Source organism: Streptomyces sp. SDr-06, from assembly GCF_003324565.1.
Lineage (GTDB): Bacteria > Actinomycetota > Actinomycetes > Streptomycetales > Streptomycetaceae > Streptomyces.
The window spans coordinates 109,075-129,017 of sequence record NZ_QOLA01000001.1 but is presented as its reverse complement, the minus strand read 5'-3'; the positions used below and the strand labels follow the sequence as shown (position 1 = coordinate 129,017).

12 protein-coding genes are annotated in these 19,943 nt (G+C 72.9%); 10 read left to right on the top strand and 2 right to left on the bottom strand.

From position 1 onward, the window contains the following. Window positions 1-50: 50 nt before the first annotated feature. Window positions 51-2,156, bottom strand: a complete 2,106-nt coding sequence (locus DT019_RS00540; RefSeq protein WP_114034543.1) for a glycoside hydrolase — start codon at window positions 2,154-2,156, stop codon at window positions 51-53. A 193-nt stretch (window positions 2,157-2,349) separates the two neighbouring features. Between DT019_RS00540 and DT019_RS00535 the strand changes: the two genes are divergently transcribed. After that, entirely contained in the window at window positions 2,350-3,234 is an 885-nt protein-coding gene (locus DT019_RS00535) for a RimK family alpha-L-glutamate ligase (protein WP_114034542.1), read from the top strand. 9 nt (window positions 3,235-3,243) lie between these two features. On the opposite strand, the gene DT019_RS00530 is transcribed toward DT019_RS00535, so the two are convergent. Then, on the bottom strand, window positions 3,244-3,906 hold the full coding sequence (locus DT019_RS00530) for a helix-turn-helix transcriptional regulator (protein ID WP_114035248.1): 663 nt from the start codon (window positions 3,904-3,906) through the stop codon (window positions 3,244-3,246). A gap of 118 nt (window positions 3,907-4,024) precedes the next feature. Here DT019_RS00530 and DT019_RS00525 point away from each other — a divergent pair, with 118 nt between their 5' ends. The 9 genes from DT019_RS00525 to DT019_RS00485 all read left to right on the top strand — a co-directional run bounded on the left by DT019_RS00525 (window position 4,025) and on the right by DT019_RS00485 (window position 19,845). Then, on the top strand, window positions 4,025-7,180 hold the full coding sequence (locus DT019_RS00525; RefSeq protein ID WP_114034541.1) for a cytochrome P450: 3,156 nt from the start codon (window positions 4,025-4,027) through the stop codon (window positions 7,178-7,180). 203 nt (window positions 7,181-7,383) lie between these two features. Continuing rightward, window positions 7,384-8,319, top strand: a complete 936-nt coding sequence (locus DT019_RS00520) for an NADP-dependent oxidoreductase (protein WP_114035247.1) — start codon at window positions 7,384-7,386, stop codon at window positions 8,317-8,319. A gap of 148 nt (window positions 8,320-8,467) precedes the next feature. After that, window positions 8,468-9,733, top strand: a complete 1,266-nt coding sequence (locus DT019_RS00515) for an EfeM/EfeO family lipoprotein (RefSeq protein ID WP_114034540.1) — start codon at window positions 8,468-8,470, stop codon at window positions 9,731-9,733. Next, window positions 9,730-10,962 carry an iron uptake transporter deferrochelatase/peroxidase subunit gene (gene efeB / locus DT019_RS00510; protein WP_114034539.1) on the top strand — a complete coding sequence of 411 codons (1,233 nt, stop codon included), beginning with the start codon at window positions 9,730-9,732 and terminating at the stop codon, window positions 10,960-10,962. Before DT019_RS00515 ends, efeB begins: the two co-directional genes overlap by 4 nt. A 187-nt stretch (window positions 10,963-11,149) precedes the next feature. Next, entirely contained in the window at window positions 11,150-13,045 is a 1,896-nt protein-coding gene (locus DT019_RS00505) for a phospholipase C (RefSeq protein ID WP_114034538.1), read from the top strand. Window positions 13,046-13,223: 178 nt separating this feature from the next. Further along, the gene (locus DT019_RS00500; protein ID WP_114034537.1) at window positions 13,224-14,138 is read left to right on the top strand and encodes a glycoside hydrolase family 25 protein; all 915 of its coding nucleotides are present in this window, start codon (window positions 13,224-13,226) and stop codon (window positions 14,136-14,138) included. 119 nt (window positions 14,139-14,257) lie between these two features. Continuing rightward, entirely contained in the window at window positions 14,258-15,862 is a 1,605-nt protein-coding gene (locus DT019_RS00495; protein ID WP_223279287.1) for an APC family permease, read from the top strand. A gap of 203 nt (window positions 15,863-16,065) precedes the next feature. Further along, window positions 16,066-18,147, top strand: a complete 2,082-nt coding sequence (locus DT019_RS00490; RefSeq protein WP_189388997.1) for a hypothetical protein — start codon at window positions 16,066-16,068, stop codon at window positions 18,145-18,147. Between the two features lie 54 nt (window positions 18,148-18,201). Beyond that, a complete protein-coding gene (locus DT019_RS00485; RefSeq protein ID WP_114034535.1) occupies window positions 18,202-19,845 on the top strand; it encodes an ABC transporter substrate-binding protein in 1,644 nt (547 codons plus the stop codon). Window positions 19,846-19,943: the final 98 nt, after the last annotated feature.

The window sequence follows — 19,943 nt, the reverse complement described above, 5'->3', positions numbered from 1 at the left end:
GGGCCGCCGGGGCGGGCGCGAACGGGGCGAGGATCACCGGCCCCCGTGCGTCAGGAGACCACCTTCGCCGGGCACAGCCGCCGCGGCTCACCACCCTTGAGGGTCGCGTCGACGCACCCGCCGGGGAGCCCGTCGTGGGCGGCGGTGCCGAAGTTGGCCGTGACGGTGAGCGTGCCGTCACCGAAGACGGTCCGCTGCACGGAGCGGTCGGCCGTCAGCCATGCGAAGGAGCTCAACTCCTGTGTCCCCGCGGCCTGGTGGAGCGGTGCGAAGTACCGCTGGAGCGCGGCGAGTTCGCGCAGGTTCTGGTCGTTCCGCCGGTCCTGGTCACTCAGGACGAAGTTCAGCGGGGTGTTGTAGAGCATCGCAAGCAGCGCCCGCGTGGTCTTCTGCTCGGGAAGCTTGCCGAAGGGCAGCTCCCAGCGCTCCGCGTTGACCAGCGAGCCGTGCAGCGCCGTCTCGTACAGCGGTACGCGGTAGGCCGGGTCGTACATCGCCCGGAGGGCGTCGGCCACCGCGGCCCGGTGCTCCGGTTTGAAGTCGCCCACCCGCACCGGCCTGAAGAAGGTGTCAGGAGCCCCCGCCGGGGTGTAGCCGCCCCAGGCCGGGTCGTCCTTGGGCTGGTCCGGCGCGGTGTCGAAGTGGCCGGTCTCCATCGGCCACAGGCGGCCGTCGACCGGGGTGCCCGAGCCGTGGTCGAAGGCGAGGACCTGGTTGGCCCAGGAACCGGCGGCCTCCGAACCGAGCACGAGCGGCGCGCGCCGTGCGGTGTCGTACGTCCCGTCGGCGATCCGCCGCATCCGGGCGAGGCGGTTGGCGCGGTCCTGGGCCATCGTCATCGGGTGCGCGGTGTCGTGGTCGCGGAAGAGCTCGCCCGCCGCGTCCACGTCCAGGAAGTAGCTCGCCGCTCCGTTGCCCACCAGCGAGCGGGTGCGGTCGGCGAGGTAGTGCCGCTGCGGCTCGGCCTGCTCGAAGGCCTGCGAGCTGAGGTAGCAGCCCTGTTTATGGAAGCCGGGCTGGGGCGTGCCGTCGGCCCGCCGTACACAGAACGCCGGGTACACGCCGTCGGGCCAGACCGAATTCGGGGGAGTGTCGGGGCCCTTGGCACGCCCGTTGGCGAAGGAGTCGTAGGGGCCCACCAGATATCCGGCCCGCTGGGCGGCGGCGACGTCCGCGGCCGTCATGGGCGCGTCGTCCGCGTCGTAGCCGAGCCACAGCCGGCTCACACCGAGGGACATGAGCCGGTCGACGCCCGCCGCCCTGCGGGCGCCGCCCCAGGCGTAGGCGTGGAACGCGCCGAGCAGCCGGCCCGTCTCAGGATTCGCGCGGATCTTATCGCCGAGGCTGCCGAGCCGGCCGTGTTCGGCGAGCCAGTGCCGGTAGTCGACGGCGGGTGCGACGGGGGATCCGTCGGTGAGCGCGAAGGCGACGGTGTAGGCGTGGGTCGCGTCGCCGGCCGAGAAGGTGTGCCGTGCCGTCGTGCGCAGGCGTCCGCCCTGGGAGGCGTACGCCAGTGACGTGCCGATGTCGGTGGGGCTGAGGTAGCTGACGCCCCGCCCGCCGCCGAGCGTGTAACCCCAGACCGGCAGGGTCAGCTGGGAGGCCATGTCCTCCTCGGAGCCCACGAGCTGGGCGCGCGAGGAGTTCCAGAAGGGGTCGGCGACCGGCAGGGACAGGCCCTCGCCGCGCGGCAGTTGGAGGGCGGAGGCGGCCGGGTCGGAGCCGGTGACGGGCCAGGCGAGCCGGGCGTCCCGGTCGGCGGTGATCGTGACGAGCAGCCTGCCGTGCTCGACGTGCGCCTCGGCGTTCAGGCCCCGGCCGGGGTAGGACCACCGGGCGCCCTGGCCCGAGACGGTCACATGCCCGGGCCTGCCGGGGGCGTCGGCCGCCGGGTCCGACACGCGCAGGGTCCGCCCGTCGTCGGTACGGGCGTCGACGCGCAGCGTCGCGGGATCGATCGTGGCGGTGCCGCCCCCGACGGGCAGCTCCACGCGGCCGTCGTGGAGGCGTGCTCCCGCGGACGGTGCGGGCCCGGCGGTGGCGGCCGGGGTCAGACCGGCCGCCAGGGCGGTGGCGACGGCGAGAACGAGAAGGGAGCGCCGGCCGGTTCGCCGGGCCGGGCGCGCGATGGATGACTTCCCCGTGCTGATGTCCATGGCGCAGTGATAGTGAAGAGTTGTAAGAGGACTCTAAGAGAACGCCCTTGGGGGCAGAGGCACCGGACGTCGTGCCGCCCCGGTGTGCGGTCGGAAAAGGGGCGCCGCCCCGCACCCCGGTGTGCGAGGGTGCCAGCCGGGGGCCCGCGCCGGCGGAGTGCGGGTGCGCCCGACTCGGACACCGGAGGGGTGCATGGGGACCACCAGGATCGCGGTCGTGACGAGTGGTGCCGGTCTGGAGCACGACAGCGACCTCCCGCTCATCGTGGCGGGGCTGTGCGCCGAGGGGCTGGCGGCCGAAGCGGTGCCCTGGGACGCGGAGCCCGTGGCGTGGGACGGCTTCGACCTGGCGGTCATACGGTCGACCTGGGACTACTCGGACAGGCTGGAGGAGTTCCTCGCCTGGGCGGACCGCGCGGCCCACCTGACCAGGCTCCTCAACCCGGCCCCCCTGGTGCGCTGGAACAGCGACAAGCGCTATCTGCTGGAACTGGCCGCCCGCGGCGTGCCGGTGGTGCCCACGCGGATCCTCGACCCCCAAGAGCCGTGCGGGGAGGCCGACTTCGCGCACCCCGGGGGCGTGGTGGTCAAACCCAGCGTCTCGGCGGGTGCCCGCGACACCGCGCGCTACGAGCCAGGCCGGAGCGCCGACGCCGTACGCCATGCGCGGATGCTGCACGCCCAGGGCCGCGCCGTGCTGGTACAGCCGTATCTGCCCCTGGTGGCCGAGGGCGAACGCGCCCTGGTCCACATCCGGGGTGCCTTCAGCTACGCCCTGCGCAAGGGGCCCGTGCTGACCGAGCCCGGGGTCATGGACAACTCCCGCAACCCGCACCCCGATATCGCCCCCCACCTGCCGACCGACGCCGAACTGCGCACCGCGTCGGCCGCGTTGGCGGCCCTACCCTCGGCGGCCGCTCCACTGTTCGCGCGGGTCGACCTGGCCCTGGGCGACGACCGGGAGCCGGTGGTGATGGAACTGGAGCTCATCGAGCCCAACCTGTTCCTCGGCTCCAACCCGCGCGGGCTCAAGCACCTCGTGGCGGCGGTGACGGCGGAGCTGAACACCGCGCGCTGACCCGCGCGATCAGGAGCGCTCCGTGATCCCCTCGGCCGGCACCGGCGGCCAGTGGCCGGGGGCGAGCACCCCCAGCGCGTACGCCTTGGCCACCAGTGCCGTACGCCCCCGGACGCGCCAGCGCTGGGAGAGCCGGGTCAGGTGGTAGTTGACGCCGTCGACGGTCAGACCCAGGGCCTTGCCGATGGCCGCCGTGGTCGCGCCGGAGGCGGCCAGCGCCAGGATGCGGGCCTGCGCCTCGCTCACCGTGCCCTGCCGAGCGGGCGGTGGTCCGGGGCGTTCGTCGCGGACGTACAGCATGGCGAGCAGAACGGGCTCGGGGTTGGGGAGGGCCATGATCGGGTCGATGGTGAACTCGCCCTCGCGCTCGGCCCCGTCCTGGCCCGCCCGCCAGGTCACCCCAATGGGATAGCGGGAGGTACGCCCCGCGCGCAGCGCCGTGACGAGGCGATCGATCTGCTCCTCGGAGCGCGGGGTGAACAGCTCGCGCAGCGAACGCCCGCGCAGGCGCCCGGGAGTGGTTCTCCACTCGGCGGCCATGGCGGGATTGGCGACGTGCACCGCGCCGTCGATGCGGCAGACGGCGATCGGCACGGGGATGCGGTCGAGGAGGGTCAGGAAGTGGTTGCGCCACGTGCCGATGTCCTCCTCCACCGCCTGCTCGTCGGTCATGCCGCGGGTCACCGCCCCTTTTCCTGGCCCGTCCGCAAGAGCGGTACGCGAGAAACCACTGCACAATCATGCAGTCGCCCGAAGCGGCGGGGCACACCGGCCGGGTGAGGCTGGACGCATGACGGACACGATCCTGATCCCCGCAGACGCACGCCCCGACGACGAGAGCGTCCCCCTGGTGGACATCTCGGCCGCTGGTCTCACCGAGACGCCCATCCAGCAGTCCATGGAGCTGGCCCGGGTGCACGGGCCGGTGTTCCGGCGCCGCCTCAACGAGCACCAGCACCTCTTCGTGAGCTCGCTCGACCTGGTCACCGAGCTCGCCGACGAGACCCGCTTCTCCAAGGGCATCTCCAAGGTCCTCGACCACGTGCGCGAGTTCGCGGGCGACGGGCTGTTCACGGCCTACAACGACGAACCGAACTGGGCCAAGGCGCACGACATCCTCATGCCCGCCTTCGCGCTCGGCTCGATGCGGACCTACCATCCCGCGATGCTGCGCGTCGCGCGCCGCGTGATGGACAGCTGGGACCGCCGGGCGGCGCTGGGCGAGCCGGTGGACGTCGCCGACGACATGACGCGGATGACCCTGGACACCATCGGCCTGGCCGGGTTCGGCTTCGACTTCGACTCCTTCGGACGCGCCACCGCGCACCCCTTCGTCGAGGCGATGGTGCGCTGCCTGGAGTGGAGCATGAAGCGGCTCGGCCGCAGCCCGGACGGCGACCACAGCGAGCAGGACCGCGCCTTCGAGCGGGACTCGGCCTATCTCGCCTCGGTCGTCGACGAGGTCATCGCCGCCCGCACCCGCAGCGGGGACACCTCCGTCGACGACCTGCTCGGTCTGATGCTGGGAGCCGAACACCCCAAGGACGGCACCACCCTGGACGCGGCCAACATCCGCAACCAGGTCATCACCTTCCTCATCGCCGGGCACGAGACCACCTCGGGCACGCTGTCCTTCGCGCTCTACCACCTGCTCAAGGACCCCACCGCGCTGCACCTGGTCCAGCGCGAGGCCGACGAGCTGTGGGGCGACACCGCCGATCCCGACCCCGCCTTCGAGGACATCGGGAAGCTGCGCTTCACCCGCCAGGTGCTGAGTGAGGCGCTGCGGCTGTGGCCCACGGCGGCCGCCTTCACCCGCCAGGCCCGCGAGGACACCGTGCTCGGCGGCCGGGTCCGGCTGCGCGCCGGCGACCTGGTCACGGTGCTCACGCCGATGCTGCACCGGGACCCGGTCTGGGGCGACAATCCCGAGCTGTTCGACCCGGCCCGGTTCACGCCCGAGGCGGAGGCGACCCGCTCACCGCACGCCTACAAGCCCTTCGGTACGGGCGAGCGGGCCTGCATCGGGCGGCAGTTCGCGCTGCACGAGGCGACCATGCTGCTCGCGCTGCTCGCGCACCGCTACCGCTTCGTGGACTCGGCGGACTACCGGCTGCGCGTCAAGGAGACCCTCACCCTCAAGCCCGACGGCTTCACCCTCTCCCTGATCCCGCGCACCCCCGCCGACCGGTCCCTGAACCGGGCCGCCCACCCCGGCCCGGGCTCGCGCACGGCCGCCGGCGCCGCCGAGCCCGTACCCGCACTGCCCTCGCGGGTGCGCCAGGGGACCGGCCTGCTGCTCCTGCACGGCACGAACTACGGCACCTGCCGTGAGTTCGCCGAGCGACTGGCCGCCGAGGCCGCCGGGCTCGGCCTCGCCGCCGACGTCGCCCCGCTCGACGCGTACACGGACGCGCTGCCCAAGGACCGTCCGGTCGTCATCGTCGCCGCTTCCTACAACGGGCAGCCCACCGACGACGCGGCCCGGTTCGTCCGCTGGATCGAGGACGCGGAACCCGGCGCGGCCGACGGCGTACCGTACGCGGTGCTCGGCGTGGGCGACCGCAACTGGGCCGCGACCTACCAGCGCGTGCCCACCCTCCTCGACGAACGCCTCACGGCCATCGGCGGCGAGCGCCTGCTGCCCCGCGCCGAAGCCGACGCGTCAGGTGAACTGGCCGGCACGGTACGGGAGTTCGCGGCCGCCCTGCGGGTGGTGCTCCTCGGACGGTACGGAGACCCGGAGAGCGTCGGCGCCGCACAGCCGTCCACCGAGGCGGCCTACGCGGTCACGGAGGTGACCGGCGGGCCGCGCGCGGCCCTCGCGGAGCGCCACGGCCTGGTGGAGATGACCGTCACCGAGGCCCGCGACCTCACCTCGCCGGGCCACCCCCGGCCCAAGCGCTTCGTGCGGGTGGCCCTGCCCGAGGGCGTCACCTACCGCACGGCCGACCACCTCACCGTGCTGCCCGTGAACGCCCCGGCGGTCGTCGCGCGGGCGGCGGCGGCCCTCGGTGTGGAACCCGACACCGTCCTGAACATCCGCGCTCCGCACGCCACACCCACGGCCCTGCCGGTCGACCGCCCGCTCTCGGTGCGTGAACTCCTCGCGCATCACGTCGAGCTGGGCGGCCGCCCCACCCGTGAGCAGACGGCGCTGCTCGCCGCCAACAACCCGTGCCCGCCCGAGCGCGCCGCGCTGGAGCGGCTGGCGGCGGACGATCCGCGCCCGCTTCTGGCGCTGATCGAGGACCACCCCGCGCTGCGGGGCGCGCTCGACTGGCCCACCCTCCTGGAACTGCTGCCCCCGCTCCGGCCCCGCCCGTATTCGGTGTCGTCCTCGCCCGCCCGCGACCCGCGCCACGCCGACCTGATGGTCTCGCTCAACCCGGGCGGCACCGGATCCGGCCATCTGCACTCCCTGCGGTCCGGCGACACCGTCCTCGCCCGCGTCCAGCCCTGTCGCGAGGCCTTCCGTATCGCACCCGAGGCACCGGAACCGGTCATCATGATCGCCGCCGGGACGGGCCTCGCGCCCTTCCGGGGCGCCGTCGCGGACCGCCTGACGGTCCGTCAACCCGCTCCGGCCCTGCTCTACTTCGGCTGCGACGCGCCGGAGTCGGACTTCCTGCACGCCGACGAACTGCACGCCGCCGAACGCGCCGGAGCCCTCTCGCTGCGCCCCGCCTTCAGCGCGCCCGCCGACGGCGGCGGCCGCTTCGTGCAGCACCGCATCGCCGCCGACGCGGACGAACTCTGGCCGCTCCTGGAGGCGGGCGCGCGCGTATACGTCTGCGGTGACGGCAGCCGCATGGCGCCGGGGGTGCGCGGCGCCTTCCGCGACCTGTACGCCGGGCGTACCGGCGCCTCGGCCGCCGAGGCCGAGGAGTGGCTGAACCGGCTGACCGCCGAGGGCCGCTACGTGGAGGACGTCTACGCCGGCTGAGACGCGCGGGGACCCGCGTCCCGCCGGGCGGCCGGGCCCGTCCGGGGGGCGGGCCCGCGCCCGGCGCACCAGAATCGGAGTAACCGGGGAGACCGGTGACCGCGGGGGCCCGGCAGCCCGTGGGTCCGGCCCTCCCCGCCCACCTCGACACCGGGAGAGAGCCCACGATGCCCACGAGCTCCGCGAACACCGAGAAGAGCACCATGAAGGCCATGACGTACGCCTCGTACGGCGACAACTCGGTCCTGAGCCTGACCGAGCAGCCCCGGCCCAAGGTGGGCCCGGGCGAGGTCGTCGTCCGGGTGCGCTGCGCGTCCGTCAACCCGGTCGACTGGAAGATCATGTCCGGGGGCCTGGACGGCATGATGGACACGGTCTTCCCGGTGGTTCCGGGCTGGGACGTCGCCGGTGTCGTGGAGAGCACGGGCATCGACACCCCCGAGTGGAAGGCGGGCGACGAGGTCTACGCGTACGCCCGCAAGGACTATGTGCACGGCGGCACCTTCGCCGAGTTCGTGACCGTCCCGGTACGCGCTCTCGCCCGCAGGCCGAAGTCCCTGAGCTGGGAGGAGTCCGCGGGTGTGCCCCTGGCGGGCCTCACCGCCCAGCAGACCCTGACCCGGCTCGGCACCGGGAAGGGTGACACGGTGCTCGTGCACGGCGCGGCGGGCGGCGTGGGCACGTTCGGCGTACAGATCGCGAAGGCCCTGGGCGCCCGTGTCATCGGCACGGCCTCCGAGCGCAACCACGACCGGCTGCGCGAGCTGGGGGCCGAGCCCGTGGCGTACGGAGACGGGGTCACCGAGCGCATCCGGGCCCTGGCCCCCGACGGCGTGGACGTCGTCGTCGACTACGTGGGCGGTGTGCTCGACACCACCCGGGCCGTCCTGCGCGAGGGGGGCCGCCACGCCTCGATCGCCGACCCCTCCGTCATGGAGGCGGGCGGCCAGTGGATGTGGGTACGCCCCGACGGCCCCGGTCTGGAGACCCTGGCCGGGCTCGCGGACGCGGGGCAGCTCAAGGTGCCGGTGGCCGAGACGTTCCCCCTGGAGCGGCTGGCGGACGCGTTCGAGCTCAGCCGGACGGGCCACGCCCATGGCAAGATCGTGATCCGGGTCGGTGAGGACAGGGCGTCCTAGGCGCCGTTCGGGGCGGGTGCCGGTGTCGGCTCGGTGAACTCGGGGGTAAATCTGGGTGTGCGGTCACCCGGATGAGCGTTCGGGCCCGCCCGGTTGCCTAGCATGAGCGGCGGCGTCCCCTCGCCGCTGACACGAACGGAGTGCCGTGATGAGCGACCCCGAACCGGGCTCGGGTCACGAACCGGCCGAACCCGACGAGGGGCCCGGCATGCCGGTGCGCGGGAGGCGGCTCATCGGTCGCCGCACCGCCGCGATCGTGGTCGTGGCCGCTGTCGCGGCGGGCGCGGCGGCATACGCCCTCGCCTCTCCTGGCACGTCGGCCGACGCGAAGCGCCCGGCGGCGAAGGGGCCGACCGTCGTCGAGGTGGCGCAGGGCGCGTGCGGCAACGGCTGGAGCGGCGCGACACCCGGGCCCCAGGTGTTCGCGCTGCACAACACGTCCTCGACACCGGCCGAAGTCGATCTCACCGATCCGGCGACCGGAGCCGTCTACGGGGAGGTCGAGGGCCTGGCCCCCGGCACGACCCGCGAGCTGCGCGTGGTCCTGGGCGGCGGCTCCTACGCCTTCAAGTGCCTGCCGGACGACGCGGACGCGGTCGTCGGACCCACCGTGACGATCGCGGGCAGCCCGGGCGGCGGGGGACCGGCCGCGGTCCCCGTCACCCAGCACGACCTCATCCCGGTGGCGCTCGCCTACCAGCAGTGGATCACGGCCAGGACCGTCGAACTGTCCGACCGCACCGACGAGTTGAAGCGCGCCGTCGACGACGGGGACCTCGCCGCGGCGCGGGACGCCTGGCTGCCCGCGTACCTCGTGTACGAGCGCATGGGCGCCGCCTACGACCAGTTCGGCGAGGCGGACGGAGCCATCAACGGCTCCGGCCCCGCCCCGTCCGCCGCCGGATCGGCCCAGGGCTTCGAGGGCTTCCACCGCGTCGAGTACGGCCTGTGGCACGGCGAGTCGGCCGCCTCGCTGCGCGGCCCCGCCGACCGGCTCGCGCAAGCCGTGCACGCCCTGCGTGACAGCTGGCCGCAGCAGCGCCTCGACCCGGCCCAACTGGGGCTGCGCGCCCACGAGATCCTGGAGGCCACCGCCCACGCGGAGCTCACCGGGCGCACCGACTACGGCAGCGGCACCGGCCTGGCCACCGCCCGCGCCAACCTCGACGGCACCCGCGAGCTGCTCACCCTGCTGCGCCCGCTGCTCACCACCCGCTACCCGGACCTGCCGCGCCTCGACGCGTGGCTGGACCGCACCCAGCACACCCTGGACGGTTTCGGCGCGGGCGGGCACTGGACGCCGTTGGACCGGCTCGGCCACCAGGACCGGCAACGGATCAACAGCGACATCGGCCAGGCCGTGGAACTCCTGGCCCCGGTGGCGACGATCTGCGACGCACGGAGGACGGCATGAGTGAGGTACGACGGCGTCGCTTCCTGCGGGGCGCGGCCGCGGGGGTCGGGACCGCGGTCACCGGAGCCGCTCTGTCCGGCGCGATCCCCCGCCCGGCCCGGGCCGACGGCACCGGCGCGCCCGGCGCGCGCGTGGACTTCCACGGGGCGCACCAGGCCGCCATCCTCCAACCCCCGCAGCGGGCCACGGCGTTCGTGTCCTTCGACGTGACGGCCGTGGACCGCAGGGAGCTCACGGAGCTGCTGCGGACGCTCACGGAGCGGGCCCGCTTCCTGGCCACCGGTGGCTCGCCCGCCCCGGTCGGCATCACCGCGCCGCCCAGCGACTCCGGAGTGCTCGGCCCGCAGGTGCCCACGGGCGGGGTGACGGTCACGACGGGGGTGGGAGCCTCCCTCTTCGACGACCGGTTCGGGCTTGCGAGCCGCAAGCCCGCCCGGCTCGGCGCGATGCCCGCCTTCCCCGACGACGACCTCGACCCGGCCTGGTGCCATGGCGACCTGAGCGTGCAGCTGTGCGCCGACAGCCCGGACGTGGTCCTGCACGCCCTGCGCGACATCGCCCGGCACACCCGCGGGGCGATGCAGGTGCGCTGGCGCATGGACGGTTTCACCAGCCCGCCGAGACCCAGCGGAACTCCCCGCAACCACATGGGCTTCAAGGACGGCACCGCCAACCCCGACCCCAAGGACGCGGCCGCGATGGACCGGCTGGTGTGGGTGGGCGCCGGCGGCGGCGAGCCCGCGTGGGCGGCCGGCGGCAGCTACCAGGTCGTGCGGCTGATCCGCATGCTGGTGGAATTCTGGGACCGGGTCTCGATCGGGGAGCAGGAGCGGATGTTCGGGCGCAGCCGGGACACGGGCGCCCCGCTGGACGGCTCCGCCGAGTTCGACGTCCCGAAGTACGCGGAGGATCCGAAGGGCGACGTGATCCCGTTGAACAGCCACATCCGCCTCGCCAACCCGCGTTCGGGGCAGCCGAGTGAGAGCGAGCGGATCCTGCGCCGCGGCTACAACTACGACCGGGGCATGGACAGCAACGGCGACCTCGACATGGGGCTCGTCTTCTGCTGCTACCAGCAGGACCTGGCCCGTCAGTTCGAGACGGTGCAGAAGCGGCTGAAGGGCGAGCCGCTGGTGGACTACATCAAGCCGTTCGGCGGCGGCTACTTCTTCGCGCTGCCGGGAGTGCGGGACCGCACGGACTGGTTCGGCCGGTCCCTGCTCGCCTGACCGGCCCCGCTTCACCAACCCCTTCACCAACAGAGGGTCAAGTTTTGGCCTGATATTCCTGACTGGCTGTTCACCAGCAGGACACAGTGTCGCCGTCGCGGTGTAGTGGTCCGCGCGAAACATCGCGTTTCGTCAACGACATCACGAAGGCGGCCGGTCGCCGGACGCCAGTGGAGGCACGCGGAGCATGGGCAGCAAAGGTAGCGCGGCGGGTCCGGGGCGCTGGGCCAGGCGGTGGGGGGCGTTCGCCGGGGCGGCGGCGCTCGGCCTGCTGAGCGGTACGGTCCCGGCCGCGGCGGACTCGGCGGACCACCACGGCGGCGAGACGGCCACCCCGGTCAAGCACCTGGTGGTCCTCTTCCAGGAGAACGTGTCCTTCGACCACTACTTCGGGGCCTACCCGGTGGCGGCGAACACCGACGGCACGAAGTTCACCGCGGACAAGCGAACCCCGAAGGACATCAACACCCTGCGCAACGCCGGGCTCCTGACGAAGAACCCGAACCAGTACCTGCCCAAGCGCCTCACCCCCGAGCAGGCCATGACCTGCGACCAGAACCACGGCTACGGGCCCGAGCAGTACGCCGCCAACGGCGGCAAGGCCGACCTGTACGTGCAGAACACGGACTCCGGCAAGTGCTCCGGCAACCTGTTCGGCGAGCCCGGCCTGGTCATGGACTACTACGACGGCAACACCGTCACCGCGATGTGGAACTACGCCCAGCACTACTCGCTCGGCGACAACTCCTTCAGCACCACCTACGGGCCCTCCACGCCCGGCGCGCTGAACCTCGTCTCGGCGCAGACCCACGGGGTCATCTCCACCGACCCCGCCTCGGGCACCGAGCACCCGAAGCAGACCGCGAAGCCCGACCCGTACACGGTCGTCTCCCCCAACGCCCAGGGTGTCGGCACGCTCGTCAACGACCCGGACCCGGCGTACGACGACTGCTCGGGCAAGGACCACACGAGCAAGAACGCGCTGGCCGCGATGCAGGGCCGCAACATCGGCGACCTGCTCAACCAGCAGAAGGTGTCCTGGGGCTGGTTCCAGGGCGGCTTCCGGCCCAGCACCGCGTGGGACGGCAAGCAGGGCGACTACGCGAAGTGCTCGGGCAGCACGCACACCAACGTGGGCGGCGCCGCGGCCGTCGACTACAGCCCGCACCACTCGCCGTTCCAGTACTACAAGTCCACGGCCAACCCGCACCACCTGCCGCCGAAGAACACCGCCGAGATCGGCCACGGCGGCCAGGCCAACCACAACTACGACCTCAGCGACTTCGACGCGGCGCTCAAGGCCGGCAACCTGCCCGCGGTGAGCTTCCTGAAGGCCGCGGAGTTCCAGGACGGCCACGCCGCCTACTCCGACCCGATCGACGAGCAGCACTTCCTCGTCGAGCAGATCAACAAGCTCCAGCAGTCGCCGGAGTGGAAGGACACCGCCGTCGTCATCGCCTACGACGACTCGGACGGCTGGTACGACCACGCGTACGCCAAGCCGCAGAACGGCTCCAAGGACACCAAGCCCGGCTCCGACGGCAAGGCCCCGGACAGCCCGGCCTGCCAGGCCGGACCGGCCGCGGCCGGCGGCTACTCCGACCGCTGCGGCCCCGGCACGCGCCAGCCGCTGCTCGTCATCTCGCCCTACAGCAAGGTCAACTCGGTCGACCACACCCGTACCGAGCAGGCGTCCATCACCCGCTTCATCGAGGACAACTGGCACACCGGGCGCATCGGCGACGCCTCCTTCGACGCCCGCGCCAACTCGCTGGAGTCGGCCTTCGACTTCAAGCACCCCAACGGCAAGCAGGTCCTGCTGAACGCCGACGGGTCGGTCAAGTCGGTCACGGACATCCCCCAGCACCCGACCGGGCCCAGCGCCCCGGCCGGGACCGGCAGCACCTCGGGCACCGGTGGCTCCGGCAACGGCCCGACCACCCAGACGGCCGGCGAGACCCTCGCCGAGACCGGCTCCTCCTCGGCGCTCCTGCCGGCCGGCCTCGCCGCGGGCGCGCTCGCCGTCGCCGGCGCGGGCATCGCCTTCGGTCTGCACCGCCGCAGGAACCACGCCGCTCAGTAGCACCCGCCGGGCGCGTCAGCACCCGCCGCACCAAGGACCGCCGACCCCGGGTCGGCGGTCCTTCGCGTCGTGGGCCCACGCGATGTGCACGACAGGGCGCGGCGTGCGTCGGGCCACCGGATCGCGGGCAAGCAACCTGTGGGAAGAGCCGGTTCCGGCGGCTCGCGGAAGGTTGCTGATGGGGATCTACGGGCAGGACTGGGCCTCCTACCAGTCCTCGACACCGAGCACGAGCGGCCTGTCCTTCGCCTTCGTCAAGGTCACCGAAGGACTCTCGTACGTCAACCCGCGCTGGGTCAGCCAGCGCGACCACGCCAAGGCCAACGGGCTCGTGTGGGGCGGGTACCACTACCCCCACATGGGCAACAGCGTCCGGGCCGAGGCCGACTACTTCATCGACCAGGTCAACTGGCGCCCCGGCGACCTGGTGGTCCTGGACTGGGAGGGCTACGACGACGCCAACTCCCGCGTCGCCAAGTCGACCCAACGTGCCTACAAGGACGCCTGGTTGAGGTACGTGAAGGGCCGTCTGCCGCACAACCCGGTCGGCATGTACGCCAATCTCGACTACTGGTGGAACGTCGACCAGGACGGCTACTACGCCGACTTCCTGTGGATCGCCACGGCCGGCCGCGCCGCGGGGAGCCCCGGGATCCAGGCCGACTGGCTGTTCCATCAATACGGCGAGTCCAACGGCCTCGACCTCGACTACTGCCGCCTCGCCAGCAGGGGCCAACTACGCGACTGGGCGCTCTCGTTCCAGTACTCACCGCCTCAGGAGACCGACATGCCCCAATGGATCACCGGCCGCGTCGACCCGGGCGCCCAGCCCACCGTCGTCCTGCTGCCGCACGGCAGCGCGTGGGACGCCTACAACCGCAGACTGCACCTCGGCATGGACCAGATCACCGCCACCCCTGCGGCCGGCTCGGTCCGCGTCGCGTTCCACGACGGCACCGCGTGGCACGGCGTCCAGGCCGTGCAGGTGGCTGCCGACGCGGGCGCGGTCGACGTGAACATCACCAGCGCCGACGTGAAGCTGAGCCTGCAGACGGACACGGCGGGCGTCTGTTTCGCCATCGAAACCTGGTAGGAGCGGTCCGAGAACGGCAGGACTCGGCCGTCCTGTTCGGCGACGCGCGGCGCGGAGCGTGACACGCTGGGCACTCTTGTGTCCTCAGTCATGCAAGGAGGCGGGTGCGCGTGCGGCCGATCCAGCCGGGGGAGACCCCTTCGGTCCTGACCGTACTGGGCGAGGAGCGCAGGCTCCGCAAGGAGCTCGGCTTCTGGAGCCTGACCGCGATCGGGTTCTCCAACATCCTCGGCTCGGGCTGGCTGTTCGCCGCGATGTTCGCCGCGCAGACCGCGGGGCCCGCCGCGCTGCTGTCCTGGGTCGGGGCGGGCGTGCTGTGCGCGCTGGTGGCCCTGGTCATGGTGGAGCTCGGGGCCACCCGCCCGGAAGGCGGCGGCACCGTGCGGTGGCCGCTGTACGCCAGCGGCCGCCTCGTCGGCACGATCGTCGGCTGGTCGGTCCTCCTGTCGGTCGGCGGCACCGCGGCGGAGATCAGCGCGATCATGCAGTACGCCGCGCACTACCTGCCCGGCCTCTACGACCACGGCCGCCTCACCGGCTCCGGCCTCGCGGTGGCCACCGGGCTCAGCGTGCTCCTGACGGCGCTCAACTGGTTCGCCGTACGGACCTTCGCGCGGCTCAACAACCTGGTGTCCCTCTTCAAGGTCCTCATCCCGGTCCTCACCGTGGTCGCCCTGTTCCTGTCCGGCACACACTCCGGCCGCCTCACCGACCACGGCGGCTTCGCCCCGTACGGCTACGCGGCCTGTCTGACCGCGCTCGCCGGCGGCGGGATCGTGTACTCCGTCAACGGGTTCCAGGCGCCCCTGGACTTCTCGGGCGAGGCCCGCAACCCGCGCCGCACCGTGCCGCTCGCCGTGCTCACCGGGATCGGGCTCGCGGTGCTCGTCTACCTCGGCCTCCAGCTGGCCTTCCTGTTCACCGTGCCCGACTCCCTGCTCGGCCACGGCTGGCACGGCGTCAACTTCGACTCGCCCTTCGGCCAGCTCGCCCTCGTCCTGAACCTGCACTGGCTGGCCACCCTGCTCTACGCGGACGCGGTGGTCTCGCCGGGCGGTTCGGCCTACGTCGGCGTCGCCATCGACGCCCGGCACACCTACGCCCTGGCCAAGAACGGGCTGCTGCCCCGCTTCTTCATGCGGATCGACCCCCGCTCCGGCACGGCCCGCCGGGCGCTGCTGCTCAACCTCGTCGTCATCATCGTGTTCATGCTGCCGTTCGGCGGCTGGCAGGACATCGTGAGCGTGATGGGCGACATGTACCTCCTGGTGTACGCGGCCTCGGCCGTGGCCGCCGCCGCGTTCAGGGCGCACGACCGGGACCGGGGGCTGCTGCCCGCCGAGGGCCAGGTGGCCGGGGTGCACTGGATCGCGCCCATCAGTTTCGTCGTCGCCAGCGAGTTCGTGTTCTGGTCGGGCTGGCACCACCTGCGGCTCGCCCTGCCGCTGGTCCTGGCGGGCGTACCCCTGTTCCTGATGCTGCGCCCCGACACCGACGGCCGCTCCTCACGTGACGAACTGCGCCACGGCGCCTGGCTCGTCTTCCACCTGGCCGCCCTCACCCTGCTGTCCTGGCTCGGCACGTTCGGCGGCTCGGGCCACCTCCCGGCGCCGTACGACTCCGTGGTGGTGGGCGCCCTCTCCTTGGCCGTCTTCGCCTGGGCCGTCCGCTCGGGAACGGCCCACCTCAGGACGGCCCCGGTCACGGCGCTGCCGACCACCTAGACCGCCGAATCCCCGCAAGTGCCGCACAGCGCCCGATCCATCGGGCGGATGTGTGCGAACACCCGTCGCGGCCTGTCCTTGTGGTGTTACCTTCCGTGTCAATCGATGCGGAAGGTACGCCTTGTGTGTGTCGGTTCCGGGGGACGGTGAGTGCTGTGGGGGATCTTGATGTGGCCGGGGGCGCCGATGCGTTTCTGCGGCACATGTTGTGGCGGTACCCGGGTCAACGGCAGCCGATCGTGGCGCTGCTGGGGCCCCGGGGGTCGGGCAAGACCGACATGGTGCGGGCGGTGTCACGGGCGTGCGGCGGCACGGTGGTCCACGCCTCGCTCGACTTCGAGGAGAACCCGGTCGACCCGGTGTCGGCGGCCGCTCTCGCCGCGTTCCAGATGATGCGCGGCTGGGACAACCTGCGCCACGGCCCCGTGTTCCACCGCTTCGGTCTTGGCCTGCTGGCCCTGAACGAGAACCTGGACGCGGACCGGGGACGCGCCGCCGACCAGATACGTGAGCTCATCCAGAAGTACACGCGCAACACCCGGCCGGGGCGTTTCGCCACCGGGCTTGAGCACGCCGCGTCGACGACGATGGACATCGTCGCCGAGGGCGCGTTGAGCCCCCTCGTGTCGGGGCCCGCGCGGGAAGTGGTCTCGGCCGTCCGCGACCGGGCCAAGCCCGTCATCGGATCCCTCTTGCAGAGTGCCGCGCGCTGGGGCGTACGGGACGCGCTGCGCTGGCACATCAGCGTTCCCGAGGCCGAGTCGGCCCGCTCCATCGACGCGCTGATCAGGCTGAGTTCCTCGTCCCGGTCCGCGGCCGTCGGCCCGCTGATGGCGGCGTTCCTCGCCGACGTCAAGGCCCAGGCCGAACGTCATCCGCCGCTGCGGTCCGCCTGCTCCTGCGTCCTGCCCGCCCCCAGCGGCCGCCGGGACCGGCACGACCACGCCTGGGTGCTCCTGGCGGACGGCGCGCAGACACCGGCCGGGCGCCGCTTCCTCACCGAACTCGCGGGAGCCCGCTCCCGCAACCAGGCGGCCGACCTGGACGGTTCGGGAGCCGCGGACCCGCTCCTCGTGCTGGCCGCGTGCGCGCAGTGGCAGTCCGAGTGGACGTCGTGGTGGTGCGAGCCCTGGCGCTCCACGCCGCTGGCAGCCACCCCCCAGCGCCGGGTCCCCCTGCTGTCCCGCGCGACCCGGTCCCTGTGGGCGGGGGAGAACGACGCGGCCGTCGCCGTCGAGCGCGCGCCCGCGGCCGCCTGGTGGTACCCCGTGTGGCTCGACCCGATGACCGAGGAGCAGGTCGGATACGCGATGGACCACTCCGATCCGACCCCCGCCCGCCCGCTGCCCGCCTCCGTGGTGCACCGGCTCACCGGCGGCCACCGCGGCGCCGTCTCCGCCGTTCTCGACGAACCCTTCGACGCGCACCCCGGCCCGCACGGACCCGCCGTCCCGCTGCTCGCCCCGGCCGACGAGGACGGCACACCGCTGTGGTCCCTCGCCCTGGAGACCAGCCTGCCCGAAGGGCTGCCCGTCCCCGGCACCGCCTGGAGCACGGCCCCCGCGGTGGTCCTCGCGGCGGCCTACCTCGCCGACGTCCGCACCGCGCACGACCCGCGGCTGCCCGCCGCCTCGACGGAACTCCCGCGCGCCCTGGAACTGCTGCGCCGGAACCTGTGGGTGAGCACCTTCACCCACCGGCCCTCCCGCATCCGGCAGATCGGCTGGGGCGACGCCGACGGTCCCGCCACACTGCACCCGTGGCTCGCCCGCTCCGCGCTCGCCGCGCTGAACGCCGCGCGCCGGGCGCGACCCGACCAGCCGACGCCCTGGGACGAGGTGTTCGCCGCGCAGTCCCTGGCCCTGGCGGCGCTGCCGGTCCCCGGCGGGGACACCGCGGCCGTCGAACGACGGCTCTTCCACGACCTGGCGCTCGGCCGCTTCACGCCGGTCGCAGCGGCCCTGGCCGACCGGTTCGACGAGGACCACCGCGCGTGGATCCGCCTGCTCGACTACCTCTCCTCGGCACCCTGCCGCCTGCTGTACGAGCACGCGCCCCAGGATGCGTACGCCACGCTGCTCGGCGGGATCGAGGACGGCGGCCAGACGGTCCTCGCGGTGGCCACCGCGAAACTGCTCGCCCTGCTGTGGCTGTACGACGACCCGCTGACCGAGCACACCCGGCGCTGGGACGGCGAGATACAGGAGTGCTTCACCCGCCTCGCGCACAACTCCCGTCTGCTGGACGTCAGTCCGCTCCAGCAGGCGGCGGCCGCCTTCGCCTAGCCCCGCGACCGCCGCGGCACCCCGCGTCCGTCGACCGCACCGCAAGGAGTGTCCATGCCACCCGCTGTAGGCAACCCCCGCTTCGGCCGGCTGCGCCGCCACCCCGTGCTCTCGCTCCTCGCGGCGCTCGTCGTCCTCACCGGTCTGGTGTTCGGCGGCCGCTGGGCCTCCGGCCGGCTCTTCCCGCCCTCGCTGACCTGCGGCACCGGACTGACAGCGACGGGAACACCGCTCGCCTGCGCGGGGGTGAACATCGACAGCGTGCCGTTCACCGGCCACGAGCCCGCCCGGATGCGGGAGTTGGAGAACATGGTCAAGACGGCCAACGACGGGGTGAAGGGCCCGTACACCAGCGTGGTGCTGATGCTGGACCTTTCGCCCGTGTCCGATGTGGACACGCTCACCTACGATTCGCTCTACCCCAACATCGAAGGGGCCCTCACCGCCGTGTGGCGGGCCAACAACACCGCCGCCTACGGCAGTACGCCCGCCATCAAGCTGTACCTCGCCAACATGGGCAGCCAGTACGGCTCCTGGTCCGAGGCCGTGGCCCAGCTGAAGGACCGGCTGAGCGCCGAGCACGTCTCCGCGGTCGTCGGGCTCGGCCAGTCCACCGACCAGACCCGGCGCGCGGCCGCGGCGATCTCCTCGCAGCTGCACATCCCCGTGATCGGGTCCACGGTGACGGGCGACTCGATGAACATCGACCCGGCCGACCCCACCGGCAAGAAGCAGATCCCCGACATGTTCCGGGTCTCCCCGACCAACACGGACTCGGTGATCGCCGCGAACCAGTACGTGTCCACCCTGCGCCCCGCCGTCACCTCCCTCGCCGTCGTCGCGGACAGCGTCACGGGTGACGACTACACGCAGACCCTGGCCGAGGCGGCCAAGACCCGGTTCAAGGCGGCCGGCCGTACGGTGACGGTGCTCCCGTACACCTCGCCCAGCGACCTGCCCGCCGGGTCGGGCCGCCAGGACTACCTGGTGCAGCAGTTCAACCTCATGCACGCCAACCTGTGCCAGGCGGCGCCCTCCGTGGTCTACTTCGCGGGCCGGGGCCGCGACCTCGGGGCGTTCGTGGAGAACTGGGTGCAGGGCGCGCCGTGCGGGATCGCCCAGTTGCACATCCTCGTGGGTGACGACGCCTCGGAGAGCATCCACGACAAGGGGGTGCTCAACGGCATCGCCTCGGGCCGGGTCACCGTCGCGTACACGGCGCTGGCGAGCCCCGACGAGTGGGGCAAGGACTGCCCCGGCTCCGACGCCAAGCACAACTACGACCAGTTCTGGTCTGCCTTCACCGGGCGGCCCGATCCCTGCACCGGCCAGCCGCTGACCGCCGACAAGGACGTGGCGACGCTCTCCTTCGACCCCGCCGACCTGGCCAGCGGCCAGGCCATGCTCACGCACGACGCGGCGGTGGCCGCGATCAGCGCGGGCCGGCACGACGCGGTGGGGCTCAAGAACCCGGGCCTGGAGACCGGCATCCTGCACCAGTTCTACTGCGCGCAGATGCTTCCCGGGGCCAGTGGATGGCTCTCGTTCCGCACCGACGGCACTCCGGCGGGCAAGCCCAGCCCGGTGGTCCAGCTCGGTTCCGACGGTTCGGCCAGGACGGTCGCCCTGACCTGGCCCGACGGCGCCCCCAACCTCAGCCTTCCGCAGCGCGGCGGCAAGGGGGCGCCGGGCTGCTGAAACCCGCACGCGCACGGCTCCCCGGCCGCATGAACCGTCCAGGGCACGGTACTGGGGGAGTGACGAGGCGGCCGGCCGGGCCGCCCGGGCACTTTCCG